This is a genomic window from Mesorhizobium metallidurans STM 2683 (assembly GCF_000350085.1).
GTDB classification, from domain to species: domain Bacteria; phylum Pseudomonadota; class Alphaproteobacteria; order Rhizobiales; family Rhizobiaceae; genus Mesorhizobium; species Mesorhizobium metallidurans.
In genome coordinates this window covers 155,342-178,713 of record NZ_CAUM01000134.1, presented here as the reverse complement: position 1 = coordinate 178,713, position 23,372 = coordinate 155,342, and the positions used below count along the sequence as shown (strand labels likewise).

Here is a 23,372-nt window from a genome sequence, read left to right as displayed (position 1 = left end):
TCATGCTCTAGCCGGCCATCAGTCCAGCAGCGCCACGGCGCCAATAGGCCGCGGCCAGCGTCTGGTCGCGGCCGAGCCCGAGCGTGCCGCGCCAGTGTTCGCGAACGATCCTGGCCGCTGCTGCTTCCGCCGCGAACCAGCCGAAGGCCGAGCCAGCCTGCGGCCATTCCACGGACCGGACAGCATCCGCCAGCCGCTCGTCGGCGCCGGCCGCAATGCCGTCCCGTGTCAGCCAGTGCAGCTCGATGCCAGTGGCGTTGTCGATCTCCTGTCGTTCGCCATCGTCGCCGATCTCGACGAAGGCCACGCCCTTGGTCCCTGCGGGCAGCGTCTCCAACAGCCGTGCCAGCGCCGGCAGGCCGGTTTCGTCGGCACCCAGCACATACCATGATGCCGGCCGCACCGGACGGCCTACCGGCCCCATGATGCCGATTTTCTTGCCGGGTGCCGCTTGCATGGCCCAGGCAGCGCCGACGCTCTCGCCGAGATGTACGAGAAAGTCGACATCGACGAAGCCGTTGGCCACGTCGAGCTTGCGGATCGTATAGACGCGCGCCACCGGACGCCTGTCATCCGAAGGCCAGACCGGCAGACCATTGCTGCCGAGCATGGGCCAGAGCGGATCGGGCACTTCGCTGGTCGGGAACAGCATGCGGATGTGCATGCCGCCGAATTTCGCGAAACGCTCCAGATACTCGCCGGCAAAGCGGATACGGCGCATATGCGGGGTGAGGTCGCCAACGTCAGTCACGATCATCTCGCGATACTGGGCGAGGCGGGTCTCATCGGCGAGATCGCCGGTCCAGACGATCTCGGGATTTTCTTCCCTGGCATAGACCTGGACCGCGGTGGCCAGCAGATCCTTGATGCGGGCAAGGCCGTCGCGGTCGGCGGCATTGGCTCGCATCACCAGCCGCTCCATGTCGAGAGACGCGCCGCCGAAGGCGAAGCGGAAATCGATCCGCTGCCCCTCTTGCGAGGCATCGGCATCGAAGCTCCGCAGCCTGTCGCTGATGCGGTCGATGTAAAGCGGCAGGTTGCGCAGGTTCAGACGCGCTTCGCAGGCCAGTCCGCTCACCAATGCTGCGCTCACGCTCAACCTCCGATTCTGCCAGTCAGCGCCAGTTTGAAGGTGCGGCCCTTGCCCTGTTCCGTTGCCGCCGACGTCGACCATGCGCTTTGCGGGTCGGTGTAGGCGGTGTCAAAGACGTTATCGACGGCGAAATCGAGCTTGGCGTGGTCGTTGATGCGCCAGTTGGCGAAGACATTGACGAGGTCGAAGCCGTCATTGACCACCGGCACGGCGTTTGGATTGGTGCGGCTTGTCCGGGTGATCTTGCCGATGCTCAGATATTGCGCGCCGACGGTGAGCTGGTCTTCGAGCATCCGGAAGCCGACGGTCGCCGAGAAGCGGTCGAGCGGCGTGTTGTTGAGCGCCTGACCGGAGTAGACGCCGCTGACGATCTTAGCGTCGATTAGCGCGCCTGCAAGGTTCACGAAGCCCCAGCCATAGTCATAGACCATTTCGGCTTCGACACCCTTCAGGCGCGCGTCACCGATGTTGATCGCGGTGCGCGGTATTCCAGTGCGCAGGTCGACTTCGATGTAGTCCTCCACGTCGGTGTGAAAGACGTTGAGCTTGGCGCGCAGCCGGTCACCCGCCGTCAGCACATCATCGTACTTCACGTTGATGCCGGCTTCCCAGTTCTTCGCCGTCTCTGGTTGAAGGAGCAGGTTGGGGAGATAGGCGTCGCCGGAGCCATGCGCACCGCCGCCGCGATAGACATCTTGCAGACCCGGCGCCCGGTAGCCTTCGGAATAGGTGCCGTAGATCTGGAAACCTTCGAGCGGAGTCACGCCGACGGTGAGGCGCGGCGACCAGCGGTCACCCGACATCGAGGCTTTCTCCGGGGGTACGGTCTTTGTTTCGCCGTCGAGCTGGTAGCCGTCATAACGCATGGCGGCAATGAGCTGCAGCCAGTTCTCATAATCGCCCTGCCATTGCAGGAAGCCGCCATAGCCTTGCTGCTCGCCGGCGCCGAAATGCGCGGCTTCCGACGAGGCCTCCAGATAGTAGTAGTCGAGCCCGTAGGTGAGCGTGTGGGCCATCTCCCAGGCGTCGAAGCGTGAGGAGTTCTTGACGTTGAAGCCGGTCGTAGCGACGTCGTAGTAGCGGAAGTTGCCGATCGCGGACGTCGGCCAGACCTGCGTCTGCTCGGCGCGCGTGCGGTTGTGGTAGGCATTGGCGCTGAAGTCGATCAGCGCATTGTCGTCAGGCTTCCAGGTGTAGGCTGCCGTATAGGTCTGGTTGGTGGTGTTGGTATCGTAGCGGCTGAGCGTCGGCGAGATCGAGCCGCTCGAGCCGGTGATCTGGTCGTTGTAGCGCTGCAGGATGGCGCCAAGCTTCAGCTCGTGGCCGTCGGCCGGCCGCAGCGTCGTCTTCATGTAGCCGCTGGTCATCCGCTCACCGGTCCAGGGCACGATGTCGCCATTGCCGTCGGTGTAGCTGTCGCGGTCGCGGTAGATGAGGTTGCCGATGATGTCGGCGTCGTCGCTGAAGCGATAGGCGCCGGTGGTGCTGGTGGTGAAGCCGTCGCCATTGTCCTCGTAGCCGAGCTTCTCGCTCAGCGCCCAGCGCTCCTCCGGCTTGAGGAAGTCGCCGGCATCCTTGGTCTCGAAGGAGACGACGCCGCCGATGCCGCCCGAACCATAGGCGTTGGACACCGGGCCGCGAATGACGGTGGCTTCCTTGATCAGGTCGGGCTCGACATAAAACGATCCCGAACCATGGCCGACACGCCAGTAATCCTGACGGGCGCCGTCGAGGGTGACGACGACGCGGCCATACTGCTCCAGTCCGCGAATGTTGATGGCGGTCGCCGGATCGTCGCCGTTCATCGAAGCGGCGACGCCCGGCGTGGTGCGGAAAATGTCGGCGGCGGTGTCGGGCTGTATACGGTCGAGCTCTTCCTGATCGATGGCGCTGATGGCGGCCATCGATTCGATGACCGCCGTCTTGATCATCGTCGCCGAGATGGTGATGACATCGAGCATGGTGGCCGGCTGATCCTGTGCGGCGTTGGCCGGTGCCAGCCGGCCGGTCTTGGCGAGGGCGCCCTTCTTTTCCTGTTCCTGCGCGTTGGCCTGCGGTGCGGCGCAAAGGCCGAGCGCGAAGGCGAGCGCGGTGCTCGCCATCAAGGTCGTATTCGTTCTCATGTGATCCCAGCCCCCAAGCAAAGCAACTGCTGGCGGTGGCTGAACGGCCTTGGCTGGCATGATGGAAATCCCTCGACCGATCGATCAGGGCATGGGTCACATATTAAAACATGATGACATGAGTCAACTTTAAATTTATAGGCCACACCATTGGCGAAGGCATCCTGGACGGAAGTGAACGGCATGGTCGGCAGCGAGGGCAGGTGGGTCCACTGGTTTCGACCGGGCAGGATCGCGATGGTGCTCATTCTGGCAATGTCCGTCCTGGCGCCTTCCTGCGGCTTCAAGGCGCTGGCCGCCGAGACAGTGGTGGATGCGCTGGGGCGCATCGTCACGCCGGGGCCGGCGACGAGAATCCTGACGCTTGGCTCCGATGTCACCGAGATCGTGCATGCGCTTGGCGCCGGCGAGCGGATCATCGGCGTCGATCGCGGCAGCAAATATCCACCATCCGTCATGCAAAAACCCAATGTCGGCTATCGCCGCCAGCTTTCGGTCGAAGGGTTGGCCGGGCTGCGCCCCGATCTGATCCTGGCGGCCGAGGACAGTGGGCCGCCCGAAGCCGTCGAGGTGCTGAAGTCACTGGCGATCCCGATCGTCTTCGTCCCCGAGGACAACAGCCAGCAAGGCATCGAGCGCAAGATCACTCTGATCGCCGCGTCGCTCGGACGCGAGGACAAGGGCAGGGTGGTCTCCGCCGAGGTGCTCGCCGCCTTTCAAGCGGCCACCGATCTCGCGTCGAAAATTGCATCGGAGCGCCGCAAGAAGGTGGTGTTCTTCCACGGCCTGGTGCGGCTGAGCGCGGCCGGCGCTGGCACGGCGGTCGATGCGATCATTCGTTATGCCGGCGGCATCAATCCGATGGATGTCGTGAAAGGCTACAAGCCGGCATCGGAGGAGAAGTTGATCGAAATGGCGCCCGATGTCATTTTGATGATGAGCGACGACAAGGGCGGGCCGACCGCCGAGCAAGTGTTCGGCACACGCGCGCTGAGCGCTACGCCGGCGGCGGAGAACAAGGCGCTGATCGTGCTCGACGGCGCCTATATGATTGGCTTTGGCCCGCGTACCGCCGATGCGATCCGCGACCTTGCGCAGGCGCTTTATCCAGAGGTGGCGGACGCAGATTAGGCCGATTTCGGCGGGTCTGTCGGCCTTTGCGCCGTAAGGGCCGCTTGGCAAAAAATGTCGAGCCGTTGGCCATCGCGACCTATGGCGGTCCGCCGCGTCGTTTTCTTCGGGACGCTCGCCAGCCGAACAAAGTTGCCGGGCTGGTCCAAACATTGGCACGATATTCTATCCTGCCAACTTGACCGCGAACGGCTCCTTCAGCCTATAATTCTACTAAATTCATAGACTAACTGCGAACGCGTTGACGTTTGTGGCTGGATTGCGAGAACCAAGGCACAAAGGGAGCGCATCGATGCCGAAAACCGAATCCAATCCGATCGACCTCGGCACCAAGGCCGCCGATTTCCTGTTGCCCGACTCGCAGGGCGTGCTGCACAGGCTGGCCGATTTCGATGCCAAGCCGGCGTTGCTCGTCGCCTTTATCTCCAATCGTTGCCCGTTCGTCGTTTTGATCCGCGAGGCGTTCGCTGCCTTCGCCAGGGATCGTGCCGACAAGGGCCTGCAAGTGGTGGCGATCAACGCCAACGACCATGAGGCGCATTCCGAGGAGACGCTGGCCAGGATCGGCGAGGAGGCGGAAAAGTTCGGCTATGCCTTCCCCTATCTCAAGGACGCTTCGCAGCAGACGGCGAAAGCCTATGGCGCGGCCTGCACGCCCGATTTCTTCCTGTTCGGCGCCGACCGGCGGCTCGCCTATCACGGCCAGTTCGACGATGCGCGGCCGGGCAACGGCAAGCCGGTGACGGGTGCCGATCTGCGCGTCGCGGTCGACACGGTGCTGAGGGGCGAAACGCCGGCTGCCAAGCAGGTGCCGTCGATCGGCTGCAATATCAAATGGAGCGCCGGCAACGAGCCGGTGTGGTTTTCCAGGGCGGCCTGAGCCGAACCTGCCGCCTTTAGCCGACCGCCAATTCCCTTTCCGCGAGTGATCATGCCGAAGACTGCCACAGCCGTCCGATCCGCTCCAGAAGGGCTTCATCTCGCCGCCGATGTGCTGGTGCTGGGTGGCGGTCCGTCGGCCGCCTGGGGGGCGGTCGCCGCGGCTGAAAGCGGCGCGACCGTGGTGCTGGCCGACAAGGGTTACCTCGGCACCAGCGGCGCCACCGCGCCGTCGAATACCGGCACCTGGTGCGTGCCGCCGGGCGACAACAGGCACACTGTGGTCGAGCGGCGCTGGCAACGCACCGGCGAACTTGCCGACCAGCGCTGGATGCTGCGCTGCGTCGACACCGCTTACCGCAATCTCCTGAAACTTTCCGAATGGGGCTATCCGTTTCCGAGCGAGGATGACGAGCGGCTCTACATCGCCAATCTGCGCGGACCGGATTACATGCGTTTCATGCGCCGCAGGGTGTTGCTGGCCGGCGTCACCGTGCTCGACCATCACCCGGCGCTCGAACTCCTGTCGGACGGCGACGCGGTCGTCGGTGCCGCCGGCGTTGGTCGACAGGTCGAGCATGACTGGCGGGTCGACGCCAAGGCGGTGGTGCTGGCAACCGGCGGCTGTGCCTTCCGCGAGCGCATCCTCGGCTCGGCCGGGCTGACCGGCGATGGCTATCTGATGGCGGCGGAAGCCGGCGCCACCCTGTCAGGCATGGAATTCACCGGCAAATACACGCTGGCGCCCCATGGCTCGTCGCTGAACAAAGGCCTGCCGTTTCGCTGGGCCTCGTTCCACCGCGAAGACGGATCCGCGATCCTCGGACCGACCGGCGAACCGCTGCGCAACGGCATCGGCGACCGCGAGGAGGAAGTGGCGCGGGCGCTGATCGAGGGTCCGGTCTATGCGCGGCTCGACCAGGCCGAACCGGCGCTGCAAGGCTGGCTGCGCCAGGGCCAGCCGAACTGCTTCGTGCCCTATGACCGCGCCGGCATCGACCCCTTCAGCGATTTGTTCCGCATCACGCTGCGCGCGGAAGGCACGGTGCGCGGCACTGGCGGCATCGACATCGTCTCCGACGACTGCGCCACCGGCGTGCCCGGCCTCTACGTTGCCGGCGATGCCGCCAGCCGCGAGATCATGACCGGCGCGGTTTCGGGCGGCGGCGCCGTCAATTCGTCCTGGGCGCTGGCCAGCGGCTGGTGGGCCGGCAAGGGCGCCTCGACCCATGCTAGGCGCCGCGGCGGCAAGGCGTTCCGCAATGAGGTCCGGCCGCTCGGCCAGGCCGGCCTGCGCCCGGCGGCTTCGCCGCGCGCCGACATCGCGGCAACCGAGATCATCGAGGCCGTGCGTGATGAGGTAACACCGCTGGACAAGAATTTCTTCCGCAGTGGCGCTGGCCTAGAAAAAAGTGGTGAGCGGCTGGAGAGCGTGTGGCGCGATGTCCGCGACCATCTGCAGGGCGAGGGGTTGGAGCGGATCCGTACGCGCGAGGCCGCGTCGATTGCCGCCGCCGGGCGCTGGTCGGTGGCGGCAGCACTTCATCGCAGCGAGAGCCGCGGCATGCATCGCCGCACCGATCTGCCGGGCAAGAAACTGTCCCTGGCGCACCGGCTGGTGATCAACGGCGTCGACGACTTTCGCATTGCCGGAGCGTCCGAGCGGCTGGCGGAGTTGGCGTCATGATCGAGATCGTCTCGGCCACGCGCTGCATCGAATGCGACATCTGCGTCAAGGTATGCCCGGCCAACGTCTTCGACGCGACCAAGGACGGCGCGCCGGTAATCGCGCGCCAGGAAGACTGCCAGACCTGCTTCCTCTGCGAGATCTATTGCCCGACCGACGCGCTCTACGTGGCCGAAGTTGCCGAAGGGCCGACCGGCATCAGCGAGGCTGAAGTCGAAGCGCGTCATCTGTTCGGCGGCTATGCCCGTGCGCTCGGCTGGAAGCGCGGCAAGGCCGGGGGCTCTGAGTTCGACCCGACGCACCGCATCCGCGTGGCGCAATAAAGCGATCGGAGACTGGCATGGACCGCATTGTCGTCAACGACATCAAGAAGACCTTCCAGCTCAAGCCGGGACAGTTCGTCACCGTCGATGGCGAGGCGACCGACCGCGTCACCGTGCTTGACGGCGTCTACCTCGCCATCCGCAAGGGCGAGTTCATCACGCTGGTCGGGCCGAGCGGATCGGGCAAGTCGGTGCTGCTCGACATCATTGGCGGGCTGACGCAGGCGACCAGCGGCGGCGTCCAGCTTGACGGCAGGCGGATCAGCAAGCCCGATCCCAAGACCGGCTATGTCTTCCAGCAATATGCGCTGTTTCCCTGGCGCACGGCGCTGGCCAATATCGAATATGCGCAGGAAGTGCGCGGCGTCGCCAAATCGGAGCGCACCGCCACGGCTCGCCATCTTCTGTCGCTGTTCGGCCTTGCCGGTTTCGAGGACCGCTTTCCCAACCAGCTCTCCGGCGGCATGCAGCAGCGCGTGGCGATCGCCCGGGCGCTGGCCAGCAATCCGGAAGTGCTGTTGATGGACGAGCCGTTCGCCGCGCTCGACCAGCAGACGCGCGAGCTCCTTCAGGGCGAACTGCTCAGGATCTGGGGCGAAATCAAGACGACGGTGATCTTCGTCACCCATTCGATCGACGAGGCGATCTTCCTGGCCGACCGGGTGGTGGTGATGACCGCGCGTCCGGGCACGGTGAAGGAGATCATCGATATCGACCTGCCGCGGCCGCGCGAAGGCGACATCCGCGCCAGCGATGCCTTCAACAATCACCGCGCCCGCGTCTGGGACGTGCTGCGCGACGAAGTCAACAAGGCACAGAAAGACTGGACGCTGTCGCCGGCGTTCAGCCACTGAGGAGTTTTGGCATGGCCTATCTGACCGAAAAGTTTGGCCCGGCCGGCGGCTTTCATCCGTTTGCCGGAGCCGGTGAAGCGGTGGCTGCCGCCAGGGTCCCGGCAATCAAGGCCCGAGCCGCCGCCCCGCGCGCAAAGCCCAGCAGGCGAGGAGCCAGCTTCGGCACCTTCGTCTACGGCCTGCCTTTGCTCGGCCTGTTCTTCCTCACCTGGGAGATCGCGCCGCGGCTCGGTTGGCTGAACCGCATCTTCTTTCCGCCACTGAGCGAAGTGCTCGTCGCCTGGTGGGAGCTGCTCGCCTCGGGCGTGCTGGTCGAGCATGTCGGCATCAGCCTGCAACGCGCGGCGATCGGTTTCGCGCTCGGCGTGGTGGTGGCCATCCCGCTCGGCCTGTTGATGGGGCGCTATTCGCTGTTCGAAAAGGTCTCCGACCTCCTGGTGCAGACGCTACGCAACACCTCGCAATTCGCGCTGCTCCCGGTGTTCATCCTGCTGCTCGGCATCGGCGAGGAATCGAAGGTGGCGATCACCTTCTATTCCTCGGTGTTCTTCCTATTGGTCAACACGATCAGCGGCGTCAAGTCGGTCGATCCGCTGCTGATCAAGGCGGCACGTTCGATGGGCACGTCCGACTTCGACCTGTTCCGCAAAATCATCCTGCCGGCCAGCATTCCCTCGATCGTCGCAGGTGCGCGGCTCGGGGTGAAATCCTCGCTGTTCGCGGTGATCGGCGCCGAGATGCTGGCCGCCAAGTCCGGGCTCGGCTTCCTCATCCAGAACTCACAACTGATGATGGAAACGGCTGACATGTATGCCGGCATCCTGACGCTCACCGTCATCGGCCTCGTCGTCAACTATCTGCTCGTCTGGTTCGAGCGCTGGGCAACCGCCTGGAAGGGCCAGTCCGAGAGCTCACTCATTTAAGCCGGCCATTCATCCCAATCAGGCCAATCGTGCTATCAGGAAGGAAATTTCAGATGCCAAAGATACGGTTCGATGCAATTCGCAGGTTGCTCTTGCAAGGCGCCATCGCCGTGGTCGTCGGGCTCGGCGGCGTGCCGGCCTTTGCTCAGGACAAGCCCGACGTCATCCGCATCGGCAGCACAGCACCTGGCCATCTCAAATTCATCCTCGCCCAGCAGGATGGCTGGTGGGAGAAGGAATTCGCCAAGGACGGCATCAAGGTCGACCTGGTGACCTTCAACGGCGGCTCCGAGGCGACCACCGCGCTGGCGACCGGGGCGATCGAGTTCACCTACACCGGCAACAATCCGGCCCTGCGCGTCGCTGCTTCCGGCGCCGACGTCAAGCTGATCGGCCTGTCGAGCTATGTGAAGTCTGGCGGCTCCTACATCGTCGTCAAGGCCGACTCGCCGCTGAAGACGCTGCAGGATCTGAGGGGCAAAAAGGTCGCCTATCTCACCGGCACGGTGCGGCATTCGAATTTCAGCAAGGCGCTGAACAGCGTCGGCCTGACGACGGCCGATGTCGAAGGGCTGAATCTGCCCTTCGAGGCGTCGGGCCCGGCGCTGCTGCGCGGCGATATCGCCGCCATCGTCGAGACCGACTCGACGGCGGCCAAGCTTGTCGATACCGGCGAGGCCCGTGTGCTCTATGACACCGGCTCGCATCCGGAATGGAACGTGCCGAATGTCATCTCGGTCAATGGCGCCTTCGCGACGAAATATCCTGACCTAGTCAGGCGGCTGCTGAAGGTCGATATCGAGATTGCGCGCTGGGCCGACGCCCATCCCGACGAGACGATTAAGACCTTTGTCGAGGCGACCAAGTCTTCGGAGAAATCCGTCCGCAAGACCTACAGCCAAGGCCTGTTCTACCAGGATCCCAAACTCACCGACGACGCGATCGCCGCGCTCAAGGACGAAGAAAAGTTCATGGCCGGCGCGGGGCTTTTGAAGGGCTCAATCGACTATGGCAAATGGGTCGATAAGAGCTTTGTCGATGCCGCCTATACGGAAGTCGCTGCCGTTCAATAGCGTTTCGCGCAATCGAGGGCCGTGCCCATTGGCATGGCTCTTTTTCGTTCCGGAGAGTTGGGTCAGATCTCCGGAATGCTTTCCCTGAAGATCACCTGCAGCCGCGGCTGGTGCAATTCGTAGGGCAAGCCCCTGACCGCATGGCTCAGGATGTTGAGCGCCTCGCGCGCCTCGACGCGCGGGTTCTGGTCGATGACCGCATCGAGCGTGCCGTCGAGCAGAAGGTCCTTGGTACCTTCCGTCACCTCATGGCCGAGGAAGACCGTCGACAGCGCGCGGCCGCGCTCCTTGAGCGCCCTGGCGATGCCGGTGTTGCCGGCGCCCACATTGTAGATCGCGGCCAGATCCGGATGCCGGTCCAGCAAGGCGGAGGCCTCGGAATAGGCCTTCTCCCGGTCGTCGAGCATTTCGCGCATCTCGACGATCTCCAGATTGGGTGATTCCTCCGTCAGGATATGGCGGAAGCCCATCTCGCGCTCCTCATGGCCGCGATAGGACAGCGAGCCGGCGAACAGCGCGACCTTGCCCGGCCGTCCGGCGCCCATGAAGCGGTTGAGCAGGTAGCCGGCGAGCCGGCCGGCGGCGCGATTGTCGATGCCGATATAGGCGACCCTCGGCACATGCAGGATGTCGGAGGCGATGGTGACGACCTTGACCCCGCTGGCCGATAGCGAGCGGATTGCCTCGCGGACTGTCGGATGGTCGAGCGCGATGACGCCGACACCTTGCGTCTGGCCATGCAGATCGTGCAGCAGCCGGGCTAGCCGGTCCGGATTGAAGCCTTCGATCGTGGCGACGCGAACATCGAGATCGGGTCGCGCCTGCGCCTGCGCCTCGATATGCCGGTGCAGCATCTTGATGAAGGAGTTGGTGCCGGCGGGCAGGGCGAAGTCGAGCCGGATAACAGCGCCGGGCAAGGTGGGGCGCTGGGTCGGGCTGTTCGAATTCTCGGCGATGTAGCCAAGCCGCTGCGCCATTTCGAGCACGATTTCGCGTGTGCGCGCCCGGACGCCGGGGCGGTTGTTCAGCACACGGTCGACCGTGGCGGCGGAAACGCCAGCTTCGCGGGCTATGTCTGTCAGGGTGGACCGCACAGTCGACTACCTCATTGCCAGCATCAAAATCGCGCAAATTTCGATCGAACCCGGAGAACGGCTCGTCGCCGGCAGCGATTCTGATGGGAAATGATGTAACCGGCCTTGGCCGATGCGCAAGCCGCCGGGCTAAACCAAATAGCCGGGCAGCGCGGGAAAGGGCGAGATCGGTGCTGAATTCCCTCAAATTCAAGCAATGGGCGCGATGCGACAACCTTGGTGGACTGCATCTTCTCCCTCATTTGCGATGTTGTGACGTGTTTTGATTATTTATGATGTTGACAGGCTTCCTATCCTGCCGTCAATATCCATCATAAGGGCCGTGGAGGAACAGGGCCCTGAGGGAGGACTTCCAATGTCAAATTTGATCCGCATGTCGCGGCGCCGTTTGCTGGCGTCCGGTGGAAAGGCGGCCGTGTTCGTGGTCGCGGCAGGTATTGCCCCGCAATTCATCCGTCCAGGCCGCGCCTATGCCGCCGATGCGCTGGCGCCCGGCATGATCGGTGGCCCGACGGGCTTCGACGGCTCGGAGCGTTATCAGTATGGCCCGGACACGCCGGAAGGCCGCGCTATCGAGGCGGTCAAGGCGATGAAGGGAGCCGGCAAGGCGCCGGCCAAGATCGTGCTCGGCCTGTCCGACGGCTCGATCGGCCAGCTGACGCAGCCGTTCCCAGCCGGCGCGCCATCGATCAAGGATCTGTGGGAAAAGGAAACCGGCATTCCGCTAGAGATCGTCGGCGTGCCGAACGGCCAGGAATTCACCAAGACGATGCAGGACATCTCCACCAAGGGTGGGGCCTATGACATCTACGCCGTCGAGTGGAACCGCCTCGGCGATCTTGCCGAAACCGGCGGCATCCTCAAGCTCGACGACTTCGTCGCCCAGCACAAGCCGGAATGGGACGATCCCGAGCGCGGCTATGTCAACGGCGCCAAGGGCGTCTCGCTGCTCAACCAGTATCGCGGCTCGACCTATGGCGTGTCGCTGGACGGCGATTTCCAGACCTGGGTCTACCGCACCGATTTGTTCGGCGACGAGGCCGAGAAGAAGGCCTTCAAGGACAAATATGGCTACGAGCTTGCGCCGCCGAAGACCTGGAAGCAGCATGGCGACATCGCGGCCTTCTTCCAGCGTCCGGACAAGGGCCTGTTCGGCTCGACCGATCTGCGCAACCAGGGCTGGGGCTATACCAACTGGTATCAGCGCTACGTCTCGATGGCCTCGCCCAACCAGTTCCTGTTCGATGATAGCGGCAAGCCGCTGATCAATTCGGAACAGGGCATCGCGGCCACGACGGAATATGTCGAGTCGCTGGTCCATCATTCGCCGGATGCGATCTCGTGGGGCTGGCCGGAGCAGTATGGCAATTTCGCCAAGGGCGGTGCGGCCATGACCTGCGCCTTCTCCAACCTGCCGAAATTCCTCGACAATGCCGGCAATAAGGATTCCCAAGTCACCGGCAAGATCGGCTCGATGCTGCCGCCCGGCCGCGAGATCGACGGCAAGCTGATCAGCCGCTCGGTGCTGTGGCTCAATCTGTCGGCTTCGGTGTCCTCGCAGGCCAAGCATCCTGAGGCCTGCTACCTCTTCCTGCAGTGGCTGGGATCGAGCCGCATCTATGCCTGGATGACGGCCAATCCGGGCGGCTATTTCGATCCGTTCCGGCTGTCGGACTTTTCCGACCCGCTGGTCCGCCAGACCTACCACGCCTACCACATGGACGTGGTGCGCGAGACGGTCGCCCGCACCGTGCCGACCATCAACTATCCCGGCGCCACCGCCTTCCACAATGCGCTCGACGAAAACCTCGTCGCGGCACTGACCAAGGCCAAGACCGCCGAGCAGGCGATGGCCGACACCGAAGCGGAATGGAAGAAGATCGCCCGGCGCACCGGCGAGGACAAGCTCCTCGAAGCCATCAAGACCAACAAGGAGGCATGGCCGACCGTACTCGACCCGATCAGCTGATCCTCCTCCCGGGATCGCAATGGAGGGGAGGAGTGATTGCTCTTCCCCTCCGCAACGATGGTACCAGCAAAGCTGCAAGATGAAGCGTTCAATTCCCTTCGAGATATTCCGTTATGCCGCGATCTTCGCGGCCATGGCGGTGACGCTGGTGCCGATCCTGTGGATGGTGTCGATGGCGTTCAAGCCGATCGCGGAATGGTCGGCGACCGGCGCCGAGCTGACCTGGTGGCCGAAGAACCCGACGCTCAGCAATTTCCGCTTCGTCTTCGGTGAATCGACCAACAACCTCATTGTCGCGCTCGACCGCACCGCGATGAAGCCGATCGTCTCGTCGCTGTTGTCGGCGGTGTTCGGAACGGCGATCGCCATGTCGGCCGGCACGGCAGCCGCCTATGGGCTGTCGCGCTTCGGCTCGGGCCAGAACCTGCCGCTGGCGCTGATCCAGCTTCGCCTGTTTCCGCCGATGGCGGTGATGATCCCGGTCATGATCATGTGGGCCTTCCTCAATTTCACCGACAGCTGGTGGGGGCTGTCGCTGATCTACGGCATCGTCACGCTGCCCTTCGCCTTCTGGCTGATGAAGACCTTCTTCGACGACATGCCGCGCGAGATCGAGGAGGCGGCACTGGTCGAAGGCTGTTCGCGATGGCGCGTCTTCACCCGCATCACGCTGCCGATGATGCGTGCACCGCTGGCAAGTGCGGCACTTTTCGTCTTCATCCTCAACTGGTCGGACTATCTGATCGCGCTGCTGCTGACGACGCGCGAATGGGTGACGATCCCGGTCTACATGGCCTCGCTGTCCTCCTCCATGACCGGGCAGCTCTATGGCGCCAAGGCAGCACTGGGCCTCATCGCCGCGGTGCCGCCGGTCATCATGGGCATCGCCATCCAGCGCCATCTGGTGCGCGGTCTGACTTTCGGGGCGCTCAAGCAATGAGCGCGGTGACCGCGACGATTTCGGAGGACGTGATGAAGACCGTCCAGGCAAAGCCGGCCTTGCGGGACGAAGGCGCAAAGCTCGGCTTCCGGCTGACGCTGCCGGCGCAGATACTGGTGCTGTTCATCGCCGTCTTCCCGCTGCTAATGCAGCTCTACATCAGCCTGACCGACTGGTCGCCGCTTTCGGGCACCGGCTGGTGGAATGCCTGGTCGATGTGGAACAATTTCGCCAATTACACCGACCTTGCCGTCGATGCGCGCTTCTGGAGCGCGCTGAAGCGCACGGCCATCGTCATGATTGTCTGCGTGCCCGTCGAGTTCCTGCTCGGGCTGGCGCTGGCGACGCTGTTTGCCGACGAGTTTCCGGGAAAGCGCATCTTCTACTCGATCCTGCTTATGCCGATGATGGTCGTGCCGGCTGTGGCCGGCTACATGTTCTTCATGCTGTTCCAGTCGGGCGGTCCGGTGAACGACCTTTTGTCGGCGATATCGGGCATGCCGGTCACCATCGCCTGGCTGTCCGACCCGACGCTGGCGCTGATCGCGGTGATGGTCGCCGACATCTGGCAATGGACGCCATTGATGTTCCTCATCCTGCTTGCCGGCCTGGTCGGCGTGCCCGAGGACCAGATCAAGGCAGCGACGCTGCTCGGCGCCAATCCCTGGCAGCGCTTCGTCACCATCGTGCTGCCGAAGATGAAGACGATCATCATCATCGCGCTGGCGATAAGGGTGATCGAGAATTTCAAGATCTTCGACACGCTCTACATCATGACCGGCGGTGGCCCCGGCGTCGCCACCGAGACGATCTCCGTCTACATCTATAAGCTTACCACGCAGGACCTGATCTGGGGCTATGTCGCGGCGATCGCGCTGGCCATATTGATCGTGCTGTCCATTGCCGCTGTCTTTGCGATGAAGCGCATGGCCCGGGCACGGGAGGTGCTGGCATGAGCGCCATCCATCTGCAGAACCTGGTCAAGAAATTCGGCGACTTCACCGCGCTGAAGACGATGGATCTGGCCATCGCCGATGGCGAGTTCATGGCGCTGCTGGGGCCGTCTGGCTGCGGCAAGTCGACGACGATGAACATGATCGCCGGCATGGAAGAGCCGACCAGTGGCAAGATCCTGTTTGGCCAGCGCGACATGGAAGGCGTGCCGATGGGGCGGCGCGGCGTCGGCTTCGTCTTCCAGAACTATGCGATCTTCACCCATATGACGGTGCGCCAGAACCTCGCCTATGGCCCGAGGATGCGAGGCGCCGCGAAAGCCGAGATCGACCGCCGCGTCGGCGCCATTGCCGAAATGCTGCAACTGACGCCATTGCTCGACCGCAAGGCCGACCGGCTGTCGGTCAACATCTTGCAGCGCGTGGCGATCGGCCGTTCGGCGATCATGGAGCCGGCGATCTTCCTGCTGGACGAGCCGCTATCGAATGTCGACGCGGCCTTCCGGGCCGTCATGCGGACCGAATTGAAGCAGTTGCAGCGCCAGTTCAAGCAGACCATGGTCTATGTCACCCACGACCAGCTTGAAGCCATGACCATGGCCGACCGCATCGCGGTGATGGACCATGGTGTGCTGCAGCAGGTCGGCACGCCGCTCGAGGTCTACAACAATCCGGCCAATGTCTTCGTCGCGCGCTTCATCGGGTCGCCGGGCATGAACCTGCTCAAGGGCAAGCCAGCGGAAAGCGATCGTGGCCTGGTTGTCGACCTTGGCCCGCTTGGCGCCACACCGCCGCTGCCGGTCGAAATCGCTGCTGCCGTGCGGGGCGCGCAGGGCGATGTGCTTTACGGCTTCCGTCCGGAACAGGCGGCGCTGGTCAAACGCGGCCAGGGTCTTTCCTTGCCAGTGACTTTCGTCGAGCGCATCGGCGCGCGCACCATCGTCCATCTCGGCCAGGGCGAGACCGCGGTGAAGGCGGTGTTCGACAATGATGTCGGGCTGGCGATCGGACAGACAGCAATCGTCGCGCCGGCCGAGGCGTCCGTGCGGGTGTTCGACGCTGCCACCGGCCTTGCCTTGAGAACGGGTTGAGACATGGCCAACATCGTCTTCAGCAATGTGACGAAACGCTATGGCAGCACGCTCGCCGTCGACGATGCCTCGTTCACCGTCAACGACAATGAGTTCTTCTGCTTCTTCGGACCGCCGCTGTCCGGCAAGTCGACGCTGCTGCGCCTGATACTCGGGCTGGAGGTTCCTGATACGGGCGAGATCCTGATCGGCGGCAGACCGGTCAATGCGGTGTCGCCGGCCGAGCGCAACGTCGCCATGGTGTTCCAGAACCTGGCGCTGTTCCCGCATATGAGCGCGCTGGAGAATGTGCGCTTTCCCTTGGTCGAACGCAGGATCGCCGAGGCCGAGATCGAAAAGCGCGTCGCCGATGTCGCGGCAAAGCTGCATATCGGCCATATATTGCATAAGCCGCCGGCGCAGCTTTCGGGCGGCGAGCGACAGCGCGTGGCAATCGCGCGTGCGCTGGTGCGCGACCCGGCTGCCTATCTGATGGATGATCCGATTTCGGCGCTCGACGCCAGGCTGCGCGAGGAGACGCGCGTCGAGCTGAAGCGCATCCAGCGCGAGCTCGGCAAGACGCTGGTCTACGTCACGCATGACCAGGAGGAAGCGATGTCGGTCGCCGATCGCATCGCCATACTGGAGAACGGCAGGATCAGGCAGATCGGCGCGCCGGCCGAGATCTATGACCGGCCTGCCAGTACCTACGTGGCGCGCATGCTCGGTTCGCCGATGATGAATATCTTGGCTTCGGTGCGAGGTGAGGGTGGCGTCGAGGCGGCGGACGGCACGATCCGAATCGCCGACAAGGCCGCTCCGGCCGATGCCGTGGAGATCGGGCTGAGGCCCGAGGACATCAAGGTCCGACCCTGGTCGGACGATGGACGCGCGGTTGCGGGTGCGGGCCGCCCGGCGCGGGTGTTCGAGGTCGAGCCGCTTGGCGGCTACACCGTGGTGACGCTCGCCGCCGGGCAGGCACGCCTGAGGGCGCTGCTGCGTGGCCAGCCTGACATCAGACCGGACGCGATGGTGGCGATATCCTGCGAGCCGGCCAGAGTGCATTATTTCGGCCAAGGCGGGGGAGCGCTGGCACGATGACGGCGGCCGCAAGGAACGAGCTTCGGGAGGAACACATGGTGAGCAAAGGTTTCGAGCCGGACGTGAAGGTCCGCACGAAGGAGTACAGGATCGGCTGCGTCGGCGCCGGCATGATCATGGCTGAGTGTCATCTGGCTGCCTACAAGGAGGCTGGCTTTCCGGTGGTGGCAATCGCCTCGCGCACCAAGGCCAGCGCCGAAAAGGTGGCGAAGCGCTGGGGCATCCCGACCGTCCATGACACGCCCGAGCAATTGATCGAGGACAAAAATGTCGAGATCATCGACCTGGCCTTCCCGCCGGACCAGCAACCGGCGCTGATCCGCCATGCGCTGAAGCAGAAGCACATCAAGGCGATCCTGGCGCAGAAGCCGCTGGCGCTGTCGCTCAAGGACGCGATCGAGCTGCGCGACGAGGCGGCCAAGGCCGGCAAGATCCTCTCGGTCAACCAGAACATGCGCTACGACCAGTCGATGCGCGTGCTGAAACAGATCATGGACAGCGGTGCGCTGGGTGACATCGTCTTCGCGCAGATCGACATGCATGCGATCCCGCATTGGCAGACCTTCCTCGAGGACTACGACCGGCTGACGCTGGCCAATATGAGCGTGCACCATCTTGACGTGCTGCGCTTCCTGTTTGGCGATCCGGACGAAATCACCACGCTGACCCGCAAGGATCCGCGTACGAAGTTCGACCACTCCGACGGCATCACCGTGTCGACGATGCGGTTCCCGTCAGGCGTGCTTGCCGTGTCGCTGGAGGATGTCTGGTCGGGTCCGCGCCGGGACGGCTACAAGGACGACCAGCACATCAACTGGCGTGTTGATGGCACGAAGGGAGTCGCCAAGGGCACGATCGGCTGGCCGACAGGCTCCGCTTCGACGCTGACCTATGCCTCGACCGAGACAACGGACGGGAAATGGGTGACGCCGAGCTGGGACACGATGTGGTTCCCGCATGCCTTTATCGGCGTCATGGAACAACTCCAGCACGCGGTGAAGACGGGTGAGCCGCCGGCGCTCTCCGTCGCCGACAATGTCAAGACCATGGCGCTGATCGAAGCGGGCTACCGTTCGATAGAGAAGGGCCGCACGGTCAGGCTTTCCGAAATCTCGATCACCTGAATCACCAGCAACTCGAATCGCTTACAGGGAGGAATTCACATCATGATGCAGGCAGGTATCTTCACGGGCTATTTCCCGTACGGCCTCAAGGAAACCGCGGAAAAGATCCGCGCGCTCGATTTCAACACGGTGCAGCTCGATTTACACTTCAAGGACGTTGACCTGTCCGCTGGGCAGATCACCAAGGACAAGGCGAGACAAGTTCGCGACGTCTTCCGCGACCACAATCTGCCGGTGTGCTGCGTGTCGGGCTACACCAACATCATCCACCCCGACAAGGCAGAGCGCGAGAAGCGCGTCGGCTATCTCAAGGAGATCATCCGCAACGCCCGTCATTTCGGCTCGCCTTACGTGATCTCGGAAACCGGCACCTACAACACCGAATCCGACTGGGTGCACCACCCCAAGAACAAGACCGAGGAAGGCTTCGAGGAATGCCGCAAGGTGATCGCCGACCTTGCGCAGACGGCCTATGACCACGGCGCGGTGTTCCTGCTCGAAACCTATGTCAACAATGTCGTCGGCTCGGTCGAGGAGACGGTGAAGATGTTCGCACAGGTCGACCATCCCGGTCTCGGTCTGTTGATGGACCCGACCAACTATTTCGAGACACACAACATCGACAGGATGGACCAGATCCTGAACCAGGTGTTCGACACGCTGACCGACAAGATCAAGATCGCCCACGCCAAGGACGTCAAGCGTTCGGGTGGCGACAAGTCGGAAAAGCATGCCGACATTGGCGACGAGGACGCGCTGGAGAGCCATACTTTCCGTGGCGTCGGCGAGATTGAGTTGCCGGCGCCCGGTCTTGGTTCGCTGAATTACGACCTCTATCTCCAGCGGCTCGCCGAGAAGCACCCGAACATCCCGGTCATCATCGAGCATCTTTCGGAAGACGACGTGCCGCGCGCCAAGAAATTCCTCGACGGCAAGTTCCGCGCCAACGGCCTTTGACAGGAGTTCTGCGTCGCCGCTTTGCGGCGACGCTTTTGGCCCGAAGTACACAACAATGGAGGAAACGAAATGTTGAAAGTCGGATTGAAACTGGCGGCTGCCGCGACTTTGTTTGCAGGCATAGGGTTGGGTTCGCCGGCATTCGCACAGGACGGCCAGAAGACATTCTATCTGCTGTCGCATGGCGGCCCGTCGGATGCGTTCTGGCTGGACTGGAATGCCGGTGCGACCAAGGCCTGCGACCAGCTCAAGGTGACCTGCAAGATCTCCTTCAGTGGTGGCGACATGGCGGCGCAGAAGGAGGCCTTCAATTCGGCTCTTGCGGCCAAGCCCGATGGCATCGCCACCACTTCGGCGCAGCCCGGCCTGTGGACGGAAGAAGTCAAGGCGGCCAAGGCTGCCGGCATCCCGATCGTGTTCTTCAACACCGACGATCCGGCGACCGGGCGGCAGGCCTATGTCGGCGCTGACCTCAAGGAGGCCGGCGTTATCTGGGCCAAATATCTGGTCGACCACAAGATGGTGAAGCAGGGCGACAAGGTGTTCCTGCCGGTCGAAGTGCCGGGAGCCAGCTATCAGCAGCTCGAGACCGAAGGCATCGCCAGCGTGTTCGATCCGCTCGGCATCAAATACGACGTCGTCGATTGCGGCACCGATCCGGCCGGCATCATCGCCAAGATGACCGACTATATAGTGGCCAACAATCCGCCGGCGATCATTGCGCTAGGCGATTCCGTGGCGGCCAGCGTCAAGCGCGTGTTCGACGGCGCCGGCGTGCCTGCCGGCAAGATCCCCGTGGTCGGCTGGGGCAACTCCAAGGAAACCGCGGAAGCCGTCAAGGCCGGCTTCGTCAACGCGGCCGCCTGGCAGTTCCCGTCGGCGCAAGGCTTCATGCCGGTGGCGCTGCTCGGGCTCGCCGCATCGGGTGAACCGATCGGTTACGACATACAGACGTTCAGCCTCTACGACGCGACAAGCGTCGAACCGATCCTGAAACTCTACAACAAGTGATTGAAGCTGACGCCCGCCGCGCAGGCGGCGGGTGTCACTCTGAAGTATGGTTCAAGCAGTCATGACAATTGCCGCTGAAGAGGAAATGCCCGGAGCCAAGCGCGGGTCGAGCCTGATCCGCTCGCCGCAATTCTCCTCGCTCATCATCCTCATCGTGCTGCTGACGGTGTTCGCCGTCGCCGACGCCAATTTCCTGTCGCCGCTCAACATCTCCAACATGATGGCGTTCCTGCCGGAACTCGGCATCATCGCGCTCGGGATGACGCTGCTTCTCACGGCGGGCGAATTCGATCTGTCGGTCGGCGCCGTTTTCGGCCTGGCGCCGGTTGTGGTCATGCTGCTGGTGCAGAATGGCGAGGCCAGCATCGGCGTGGCGCTGCTCGCCGGGCTCATCCTGTGCGTGGCGATAGGGGCCATCAACGGGCTGATCGTCACCAAGATCGGTATTTCTTCCTTCCTCGTCACGCTGTCGATGCTGCTCGTCGTGCGAGGCGCCGCGCTCTACATCACTCAAGGGTTTCCGCTGAAATCCTGGGACCAGCCCGGCTTCTTCGTGACGCTGCTCGCCGGCAGTTTCAACATCGGTTCGTTCCGCTTCTACACCTCGCTGTGGTGGTTCGTCGGCCTGTCGCTGCTGGCCATCTACATCCTGCGCTACGCCAAGCTCGGCAACTGGATCAGCGCCATCGGCTCCAATCGCAACGCGGCGGTGGCGCGCGGCGTGCCTGCCGATGCGGTCAAGATCTGGCTGTTCATCCTGACCTCGGTGCTGGCGGGTCTGGCCGGCATGATCAGCGCCTTCCGCATCTCGGCTGCCTCGCCGGTGGCCGGCACCGGCTACGAGCTCGAAGTGATCGCCATGGTGGTGGTCGGCGGCACGGCGCTGACCGGCGGGCGAGGCACCATCCTGGGCACCATCGTCGGCGCGCTGATGCTGCGCGCCATCCGCAACGGCATCGTGCTGATCGGCGTGCCCGGGCTTGCCTATAACATCTTCGTCGGCGTCATCATCCTCGCCATGCTCATCCTGCACGCTTTGCTGCAGAAAAACGCCGCAAGAGGTTGAAGATGGCGCAGGAAGTGCTCAGGCTGCAAAATCTGCAAAAGTCCTTTGGCAGCGTGCGTGCGCTGAAGAACGCGTCCTTCACGCTTGGCGAAGGCGAGGTGGTGGCCTTGCTCGGCGACAATGGCGCCGGCAAATCCACGCTGATCAAGGCGATCTCCGGTGTGTTTCCCGTCGACAGAGGCGAGATCTATGTGCGGGGACAGAAGGTGTCGATCCGTTCGACGCGCGACGCGATGGACCTCGGCATCGAGACCATCCACCAGGACACTTCGCTGGCGCCGGATCTCAGCATCGCGCGCAATCTGTTTCTCGGCCGCGAGCCGGTCAATCTGAAATGGCTGGGCGTGTTCGCGCCGCTCGACCTCGCCAAGCTGCGCGATGCCGCATCGGCGCTTCTGAAGCGCGTCGGCATTTCGAAAAAACTCGATGCCGATGCGCTGGTCAGCACGCTTTCGGGCGGCGAGCGCCAGTCGATCGCCATTTCGCGGGCAATGCAGTTCGCCGCCAAGGTGATCATCCTCGACGAGCCGACCAACAATCTCGGCGTCGAGGAAACGCATGGCGTGCTGCGCTTCGTCAAGGAGGTGCGCGATGCCGGCCATTCGGTGCTGCTGATCACCCACAATATTCACCATGTCTTCCAGGTCGCCGACCGCATCATCGTGATGCGGCGCGGCGAGATCGTCGCCGAGCAGACCGTCGCCGACACCGACCTCTTGACCGTGGAAAGCATCATCACCGGCGCCGACATGTCGGCCCTGCTGCGAGAGGCTCGGGCAAAATGAAGGCGGGAACTAAGTGATGGCCGTCGCATGGTAGAGCTTTACGGCAAGACGCTGTCGCGCCGGCAGGTTTCGGAGCGGTCCGGCATGCTGTCGCAATTCGCCGGCGTGCGGCTGATGACGCTTGGCGACGGCGTCGAGCGCGGCATCCGCATGCTCGAATTTCGCACCGGCTCGGGATTGCGCTTCACGGCACTCGTCGACCGGGCGCTCGACATCGCCGATTGCGACTTCAGGGGCCAGGCGATCGGCTGGCATTCGCCGAGCGGCTTTCGCCATCCCGGCCTGCACGAGTATGAGGGCGAGGAGGGCCTGGCCTGGGCGCGGTCGTTTTCCGGCCTGCTGCTCACTTGCGGCCTCGACCACATCCTGTTCATGAACGAGGTGCCTGCCGACAGCTACAACTATCCGCCGAAGAAGACGGTGCGCCATTCGCTGCATGGCCGCATCAGCACCATTCCGGCGCGGCTGACCGGCTATGGCGAGGCCTGGGACGGCGACCGCTGCGTACTGTGGGCCGAAGCCGTCGTCCAGCAGTCGACGGTGTTCGGCGAGGATTTGCACCTGCTGCGCCGGATCGAGGCGGATGTCGGCGGCAATGAGATCCGGCTGTCGGACCGTGTCGTCAATCACGGCTTCAACCGCACGCCGCATATGTATTTCTACCACATCAATGTCAGCCATCCCGTGCTCGACGAGGGTTCACGCTATCTGGCGCCGATCCGGGATGTTGTGTGGGCAGGACACGCCGGTGAGCGCTACGAGGCGCAGAAGGTCGGCTACCGCACAATGCCGGCGCCGCAACTGGGTTTCCAGGAGCAGGTCTGGCAGCATGAGCTCGGCGCCGACGCCAAGGGTGAGGTGCCGGTGGCGGTGGTGAACGACCGCCTCGGCCTCGGCCTTGAAGTCGTCACCCGCAAGGACCAGTTGCCTTGTGCCTATGAATGGCAGAATTTCCAAGCGGGGCAGTATGCGCTTGGCATAGAGCCCTCGACGCATCATGTGCTTGGCAATCTGGCCGCCCGCGAACGCGGCGAGATGATCTGGCTGGAGCACGGCGAGAGCCGCTCCTACGATGCGGTGTTCCGCGTTCTCGATGGCGCCGACGAGATTGCCGCGGCGGAGCGCCGGATCGCCGGCATTGCCAGGCAGCCGCAGCAGGACTATCCGCAGCCGTCAGGCAAATTTCCGGTTCTCGCAGGCAGGTCATGATGGTGAC

General features: G+C 63.6%; 21 protein-coding genes. 18 read left to right on the top strand and 3 right to left on the bottom strand.

Going from position 1 to position 23,372, the window contains the following annotated elements; genetic code table 11:
• Positions 1-7: 7 nt before the first annotated feature.
• Together MESS2_RS22725 and MESS2_RS22720 are read right to left on the bottom strand one after the other, a co-directional pair.
• Positions 8-1,093, bottom strand: a complete 1,086-nt coding sequence (locus MESS2_RS22725) for a siderophore-interacting protein (protein WP_083918667.1) — start codon at positions 1,091-1,093, stop codon at positions 8-10.
• A gap of 2 nt (positions 1,094-1,095) precedes the next feature.
• Complete coding sequence (locus MESS2_RS22720; protein ID WP_083918666.1) at positions 1,096-3,216, bottom strand: TonB-dependent hemoglobin/transferrin/lactoferrin family receptor; 2,121 nt, start codon at positions 3,214-3,216, stop codon at positions 1,096-1,098.
• A gap of 150 nt (positions 3,217-3,366) precedes the next feature.
• Between MESS2_RS22720 and MESS2_RS22715 the strand changes: the two genes are divergently transcribed.
• The 7 genes from MESS2_RS22715 to MESS2_RS22685 all read left to right on the top strand — a co-directional run bounded on the left by MESS2_RS22715 (position 3,367) and on the right by MESS2_RS22685 (position 10,086).
• Positions 3,367-4,347, top strand: coding sequence for a heme/hemin ABC transporter substrate-binding protein (locus MESS2_RS22715; RefSeq protein ID WP_244440050.1), 981 nt, complete (start codon positions 3,367-3,369; stop codon positions 4,345-4,347).
• Positions 4,348-4,639: 292 nt separating this feature from the next.
• Positions 4,640-5,227, top strand: coding sequence for a thioredoxin family protein (locus MESS2_RS22710; RefSeq protein ID WP_008876815.1), 588 nt, complete (start codon positions 4,640-4,642; stop codon positions 5,225-5,227).
• A gap of 51 nt (positions 5,228-5,278) precedes the next feature.
• Entirely contained in the window at positions 5,279-6,913 is a 1,635-nt protein-coding gene (locus tag MESS2_RS22705) for an FAD-dependent oxidoreductase (protein WP_008876814.1), read from the top strand.
• Positions 6,910-7,236: a 4Fe-4S dicluster domain-containing protein gene (locus MESS2_RS22700; protein ID WP_008876813.1), complete on the top strand. Its 327-nt coding sequence runs from the start codon at positions 6,910-6,912 to the stop codon at positions 7,234-7,236. Before MESS2_RS22705 ends, MESS2_RS22700 begins: the two co-directional genes overlap by 4 nt.
• A gap of 17 nt (positions 7,237-7,253) precedes the next feature.
• Complete coding sequence (locus MESS2_RS22695) at positions 7,254-8,090, top strand: ABC transporter ATP-binding protein (RefSeq protein ID WP_008876812.1); 837 nt, start codon at positions 7,254-7,256, stop codon at positions 8,088-8,090.
• 11 nt (positions 8,091-8,101) lie between these two features.
• Entirely contained in the window at positions 8,102-9,013 is a 912-nt protein-coding gene (locus MESS2_RS22690; protein ID WP_008876811.1) for an ABC transporter permease, read from the top strand.
• Between the two features lie 53 nt (positions 9,014-9,066).
• Positions 9,067-10,086 (top strand): aliphatic sulfonate ABC transporter substrate-binding protein, encoded by a 1,020-nt coding sequence (locus MESS2_RS22685; RefSeq protein ID WP_008876810.1) that lies wholly within the window; start codon positions 9,067-9,069, stop codon positions 10,084-10,086.
• 62 nt (positions 10,087-10,148) lie between these two features.
• Here the strand turns inward: MESS2_RS22685 and MESS2_RS22680 are convergent, their stop codons facing one another.
• Positions 10,149-11,180 (bottom strand): LacI family DNA-binding transcriptional regulator, encoded by a 1,032-nt coding sequence (locus tag MESS2_RS22680; protein ID WP_008876809.1) that lies wholly within the window; start codon positions 11,178-11,180, stop codon positions 10,149-10,151.
• A gap of 355 nt (positions 11,181-11,535) precedes the next feature.
• Between MESS2_RS22680 and MESS2_RS22675 the strand changes: the two genes are divergently transcribed.
• The 11 genes from MESS2_RS22675 (at position 11,536) to MESS2_RS22625 (ending at position 23,365) form a co-directional block, all read left to right on the top strand.
• Entirely contained in the window at positions 11,536-13,149 is a 1,614-nt protein-coding gene (locus MESS2_RS22675) for an extracellular solute-binding protein (protein ID WP_008876808.1), read from the top strand.
• 79 nt (positions 13,150-13,228) lie between these two features.
• Positions 13,229-14,089 (top strand): carbohydrate ABC transporter permease, encoded by an 861-nt coding sequence (locus MESS2_RS22670; RefSeq protein WP_008876807.1) that lies wholly within the window; start codon positions 13,229-13,231, stop codon positions 14,087-14,089.
• On the top strand, positions 14,086-15,045 hold the full coding sequence (locus MESS2_RS22665; RefSeq protein WP_008876806.1) for a carbohydrate ABC transporter permease: 960 nt from the start codon (positions 14,086-14,088) through the stop codon (positions 15,043-15,045). The genes MESS2_RS22670 and MESS2_RS22665 overlap by 4 nt, the downstream gene beginning before the upstream one ends.
• Entirely contained in the window at positions 15,042-16,133 is a 1,092-nt protein-coding gene (locus MESS2_RS22660; protein ID WP_008876805.1) for an ABC transporter ATP-binding protein, read from the top strand. The genes MESS2_RS22665 and MESS2_RS22660 overlap by 4 nt, the downstream gene beginning before the upstream one ends.
• 3 nt (positions 16,134-16,136) lie before the next feature.
• Entirely contained in the window at positions 16,137-17,213 is a 1,077-nt protein-coding gene (locus MESS2_RS22655; protein WP_008876804.1) for an ABC transporter ATP-binding protein, read from the top strand.
• A gap of 35 nt (positions 17,214-17,248) precedes the next feature.
• Positions 17,249-18,337 (top strand): Gfo/Idh/MocA family protein, encoded by a 1,089-nt coding sequence (locus MESS2_RS22650; protein WP_008876803.1) that lies wholly within the window; start codon positions 17,249-17,251, stop codon positions 18,335-18,337.
• Positions 18,338-18,379: 42 nt separating this feature from the next.
• The gene (locus tag MESS2_RS22645) at positions 18,380-19,294 is read left to right on the top strand and encodes a sugar phosphate isomerase/epimerase family protein (RefSeq protein ID WP_008876802.1); all 915 of its coding nucleotides are present in this window, start codon (positions 18,380-18,382) and stop codon (positions 19,292-19,294) included.
• Positions 19,295-19,363: 69 nt separating this feature from the next.
• A complete protein-coding gene (locus MESS2_RS22640; protein ID WP_008876801.1) occupies positions 19,364-20,305 on the top strand; it encodes a sugar ABC transporter substrate-binding protein in 942 nt (313 codons plus the stop codon).
• A 61-nt stretch (positions 20,306-20,366) separates the two neighbouring features.
• On the top strand, positions 20,367-21,371 hold the full coding sequence (locus MESS2_RS22635; RefSeq protein WP_244440049.1) for an ABC transporter permease: 1,005 nt from the start codon (positions 20,367-20,369) through the stop codon (positions 21,369-21,371).
• A gap of 2 nt (positions 21,372-21,373) precedes the next feature.
• Positions 21,374-22,156, top strand: coding sequence for an ATP-binding cassette domain-containing protein (locus MESS2_RS22630; RefSeq protein ID WP_008876799.1), 783 nt, complete (start codon positions 21,374-21,376; stop codon positions 22,154-22,156).
• A 27-nt stretch (positions 22,157-22,183) separates the two neighbouring features.
• Positions 22,184-23,365, top strand: a complete 1,182-nt coding sequence (locus tag MESS2_RS22625; RefSeq protein ID WP_008876798.1) for an aldose 1-epimerase family protein — start codon at positions 22,184-22,186, stop codon at positions 23,363-23,365.
• Positions 23,366-23,372: the final 7 nt, after the last annotated feature.

Excerpts from the sequence above, each read along its gene's own strand:
- MESS2_RS22720 (WP_083918666.1), bottom strand. The coding sequence starts at position 3,216 with ATGAGAACGAATACGACCTTGATGGCGAGCACCGCGCTCGCCTTCGCG.
- MESS2_RS22710 (WP_008876815.1), top strand. The coding sequence starts at position 4,640 with ATGCCGAAAACCGAATCCAATCCGATCGACCTCGGCACCAAGGCCGCC.
- MESS2_RS22705 (WP_008876814.1), top strand. The coding sequence starts at position 5,279 with ATGCCGAAGACTGCCACAGCCGTCCGATCCGCTCCAGAAGGGCTTCAT.
- MESS2_RS22700 (WP_008876813.1), top strand. The coding sequence starts at position 6,910 with ATGATCGAGATCGTCTCGGCCACGCGCTGCATCGAATGCGACATCTGC.
- MESS2_RS22695 (WP_008876812.1), top strand. The coding sequence starts at position 7,254 with ATGGACCGCATTGTCGTCAACGACATCAAGAAGACCTTCCAGCTCAAG.
- MESS2_RS22690 (WP_008876811.1), top strand. The coding sequence starts at position 8,102 with ATGGCCTATCTGACCGAAAAGTTTGGCCCGGCCGGCGGCTTTCATCCG.
- MESS2_RS22685 (WP_008876810.1), top strand. The coding sequence starts at position 9,067 with ATGCCAAAGATACGGTTCGATGCAATTCGCAGGTTGCTCTTGCAAGGC.
- MESS2_RS22675 (WP_008876808.1), top strand. The coding sequence starts at position 11,536 with ATGTCAAATTTGATCCGCATGTCGCGGCGCCGTTTGCTGGCGTCCGGT.
- MESS2_RS22670 (WP_008876807.1), top strand. The coding sequence starts at position 13,229 with ATGAAGCGTTCAATTCCCTTCGAGATATTCCGTTATGCCGCGATCTTC.
- MESS2_RS22665 (WP_008876806.1), top strand. The coding sequence starts at position 14,086 with ATGAGCGCGGTGACCGCGACGATTTCGGAGGACGTGATGAAGACCGTC.
- MESS2_RS22660 (WP_008876805.1), top strand. The coding sequence starts at position 15,042 with ATGAGCGCCATCCATCTGCAGAACCTGGTCAAGAAATTCGGCGACTTC.
- MESS2_RS22655 (WP_008876804.1), top strand. The coding sequence starts at position 16,137 with ATGGCCAACATCGTCTTCAGCAATGTGACGAAACGCTATGGCAGCACG.
- MESS2_RS22650 (WP_008876803.1), top strand. The coding sequence starts at position 17,249 with ATGGTGAGCAAAGGTTTCGAGCCGGACGTGAAGGTCCGCACGAAGGAG.
- MESS2_RS22645 (WP_008876802.1), top strand. The coding sequence starts at position 18,380 with ATGATGCAGGCAGGTATCTTCACGGGCTATTTCCCGTACGGCCTCAAG.
- MESS2_RS22640 (WP_008876801.1), top strand. The coding sequence starts at position 19,364 with ATGTTGAAAGTCGGATTGAAACTGGCGGCTGCCGCGACTTTGTTTGCA.
- MESS2_RS22635 (WP_244440049.1), top strand. The coding sequence starts at position 20,367 with ATGACAATTGCCGCTGAAGAGGAAATGCCCGGAGCCAAGCGCGGGTCG.
- MESS2_RS22630 (WP_008876799.1), top strand. The coding sequence starts at position 21,374 with ATGGCGCAGGAAGTGCTCAGGCTGCAAAATCTGCAAAAGTCCTTTGGC.
- MESS2_RS22625 (WP_008876798.1), top strand. The coding sequence starts at position 22,184 with ATGGTAGAGCTTTACGGCAAGACGCTGTCGCGCCGGCAGGTTTCGGAG.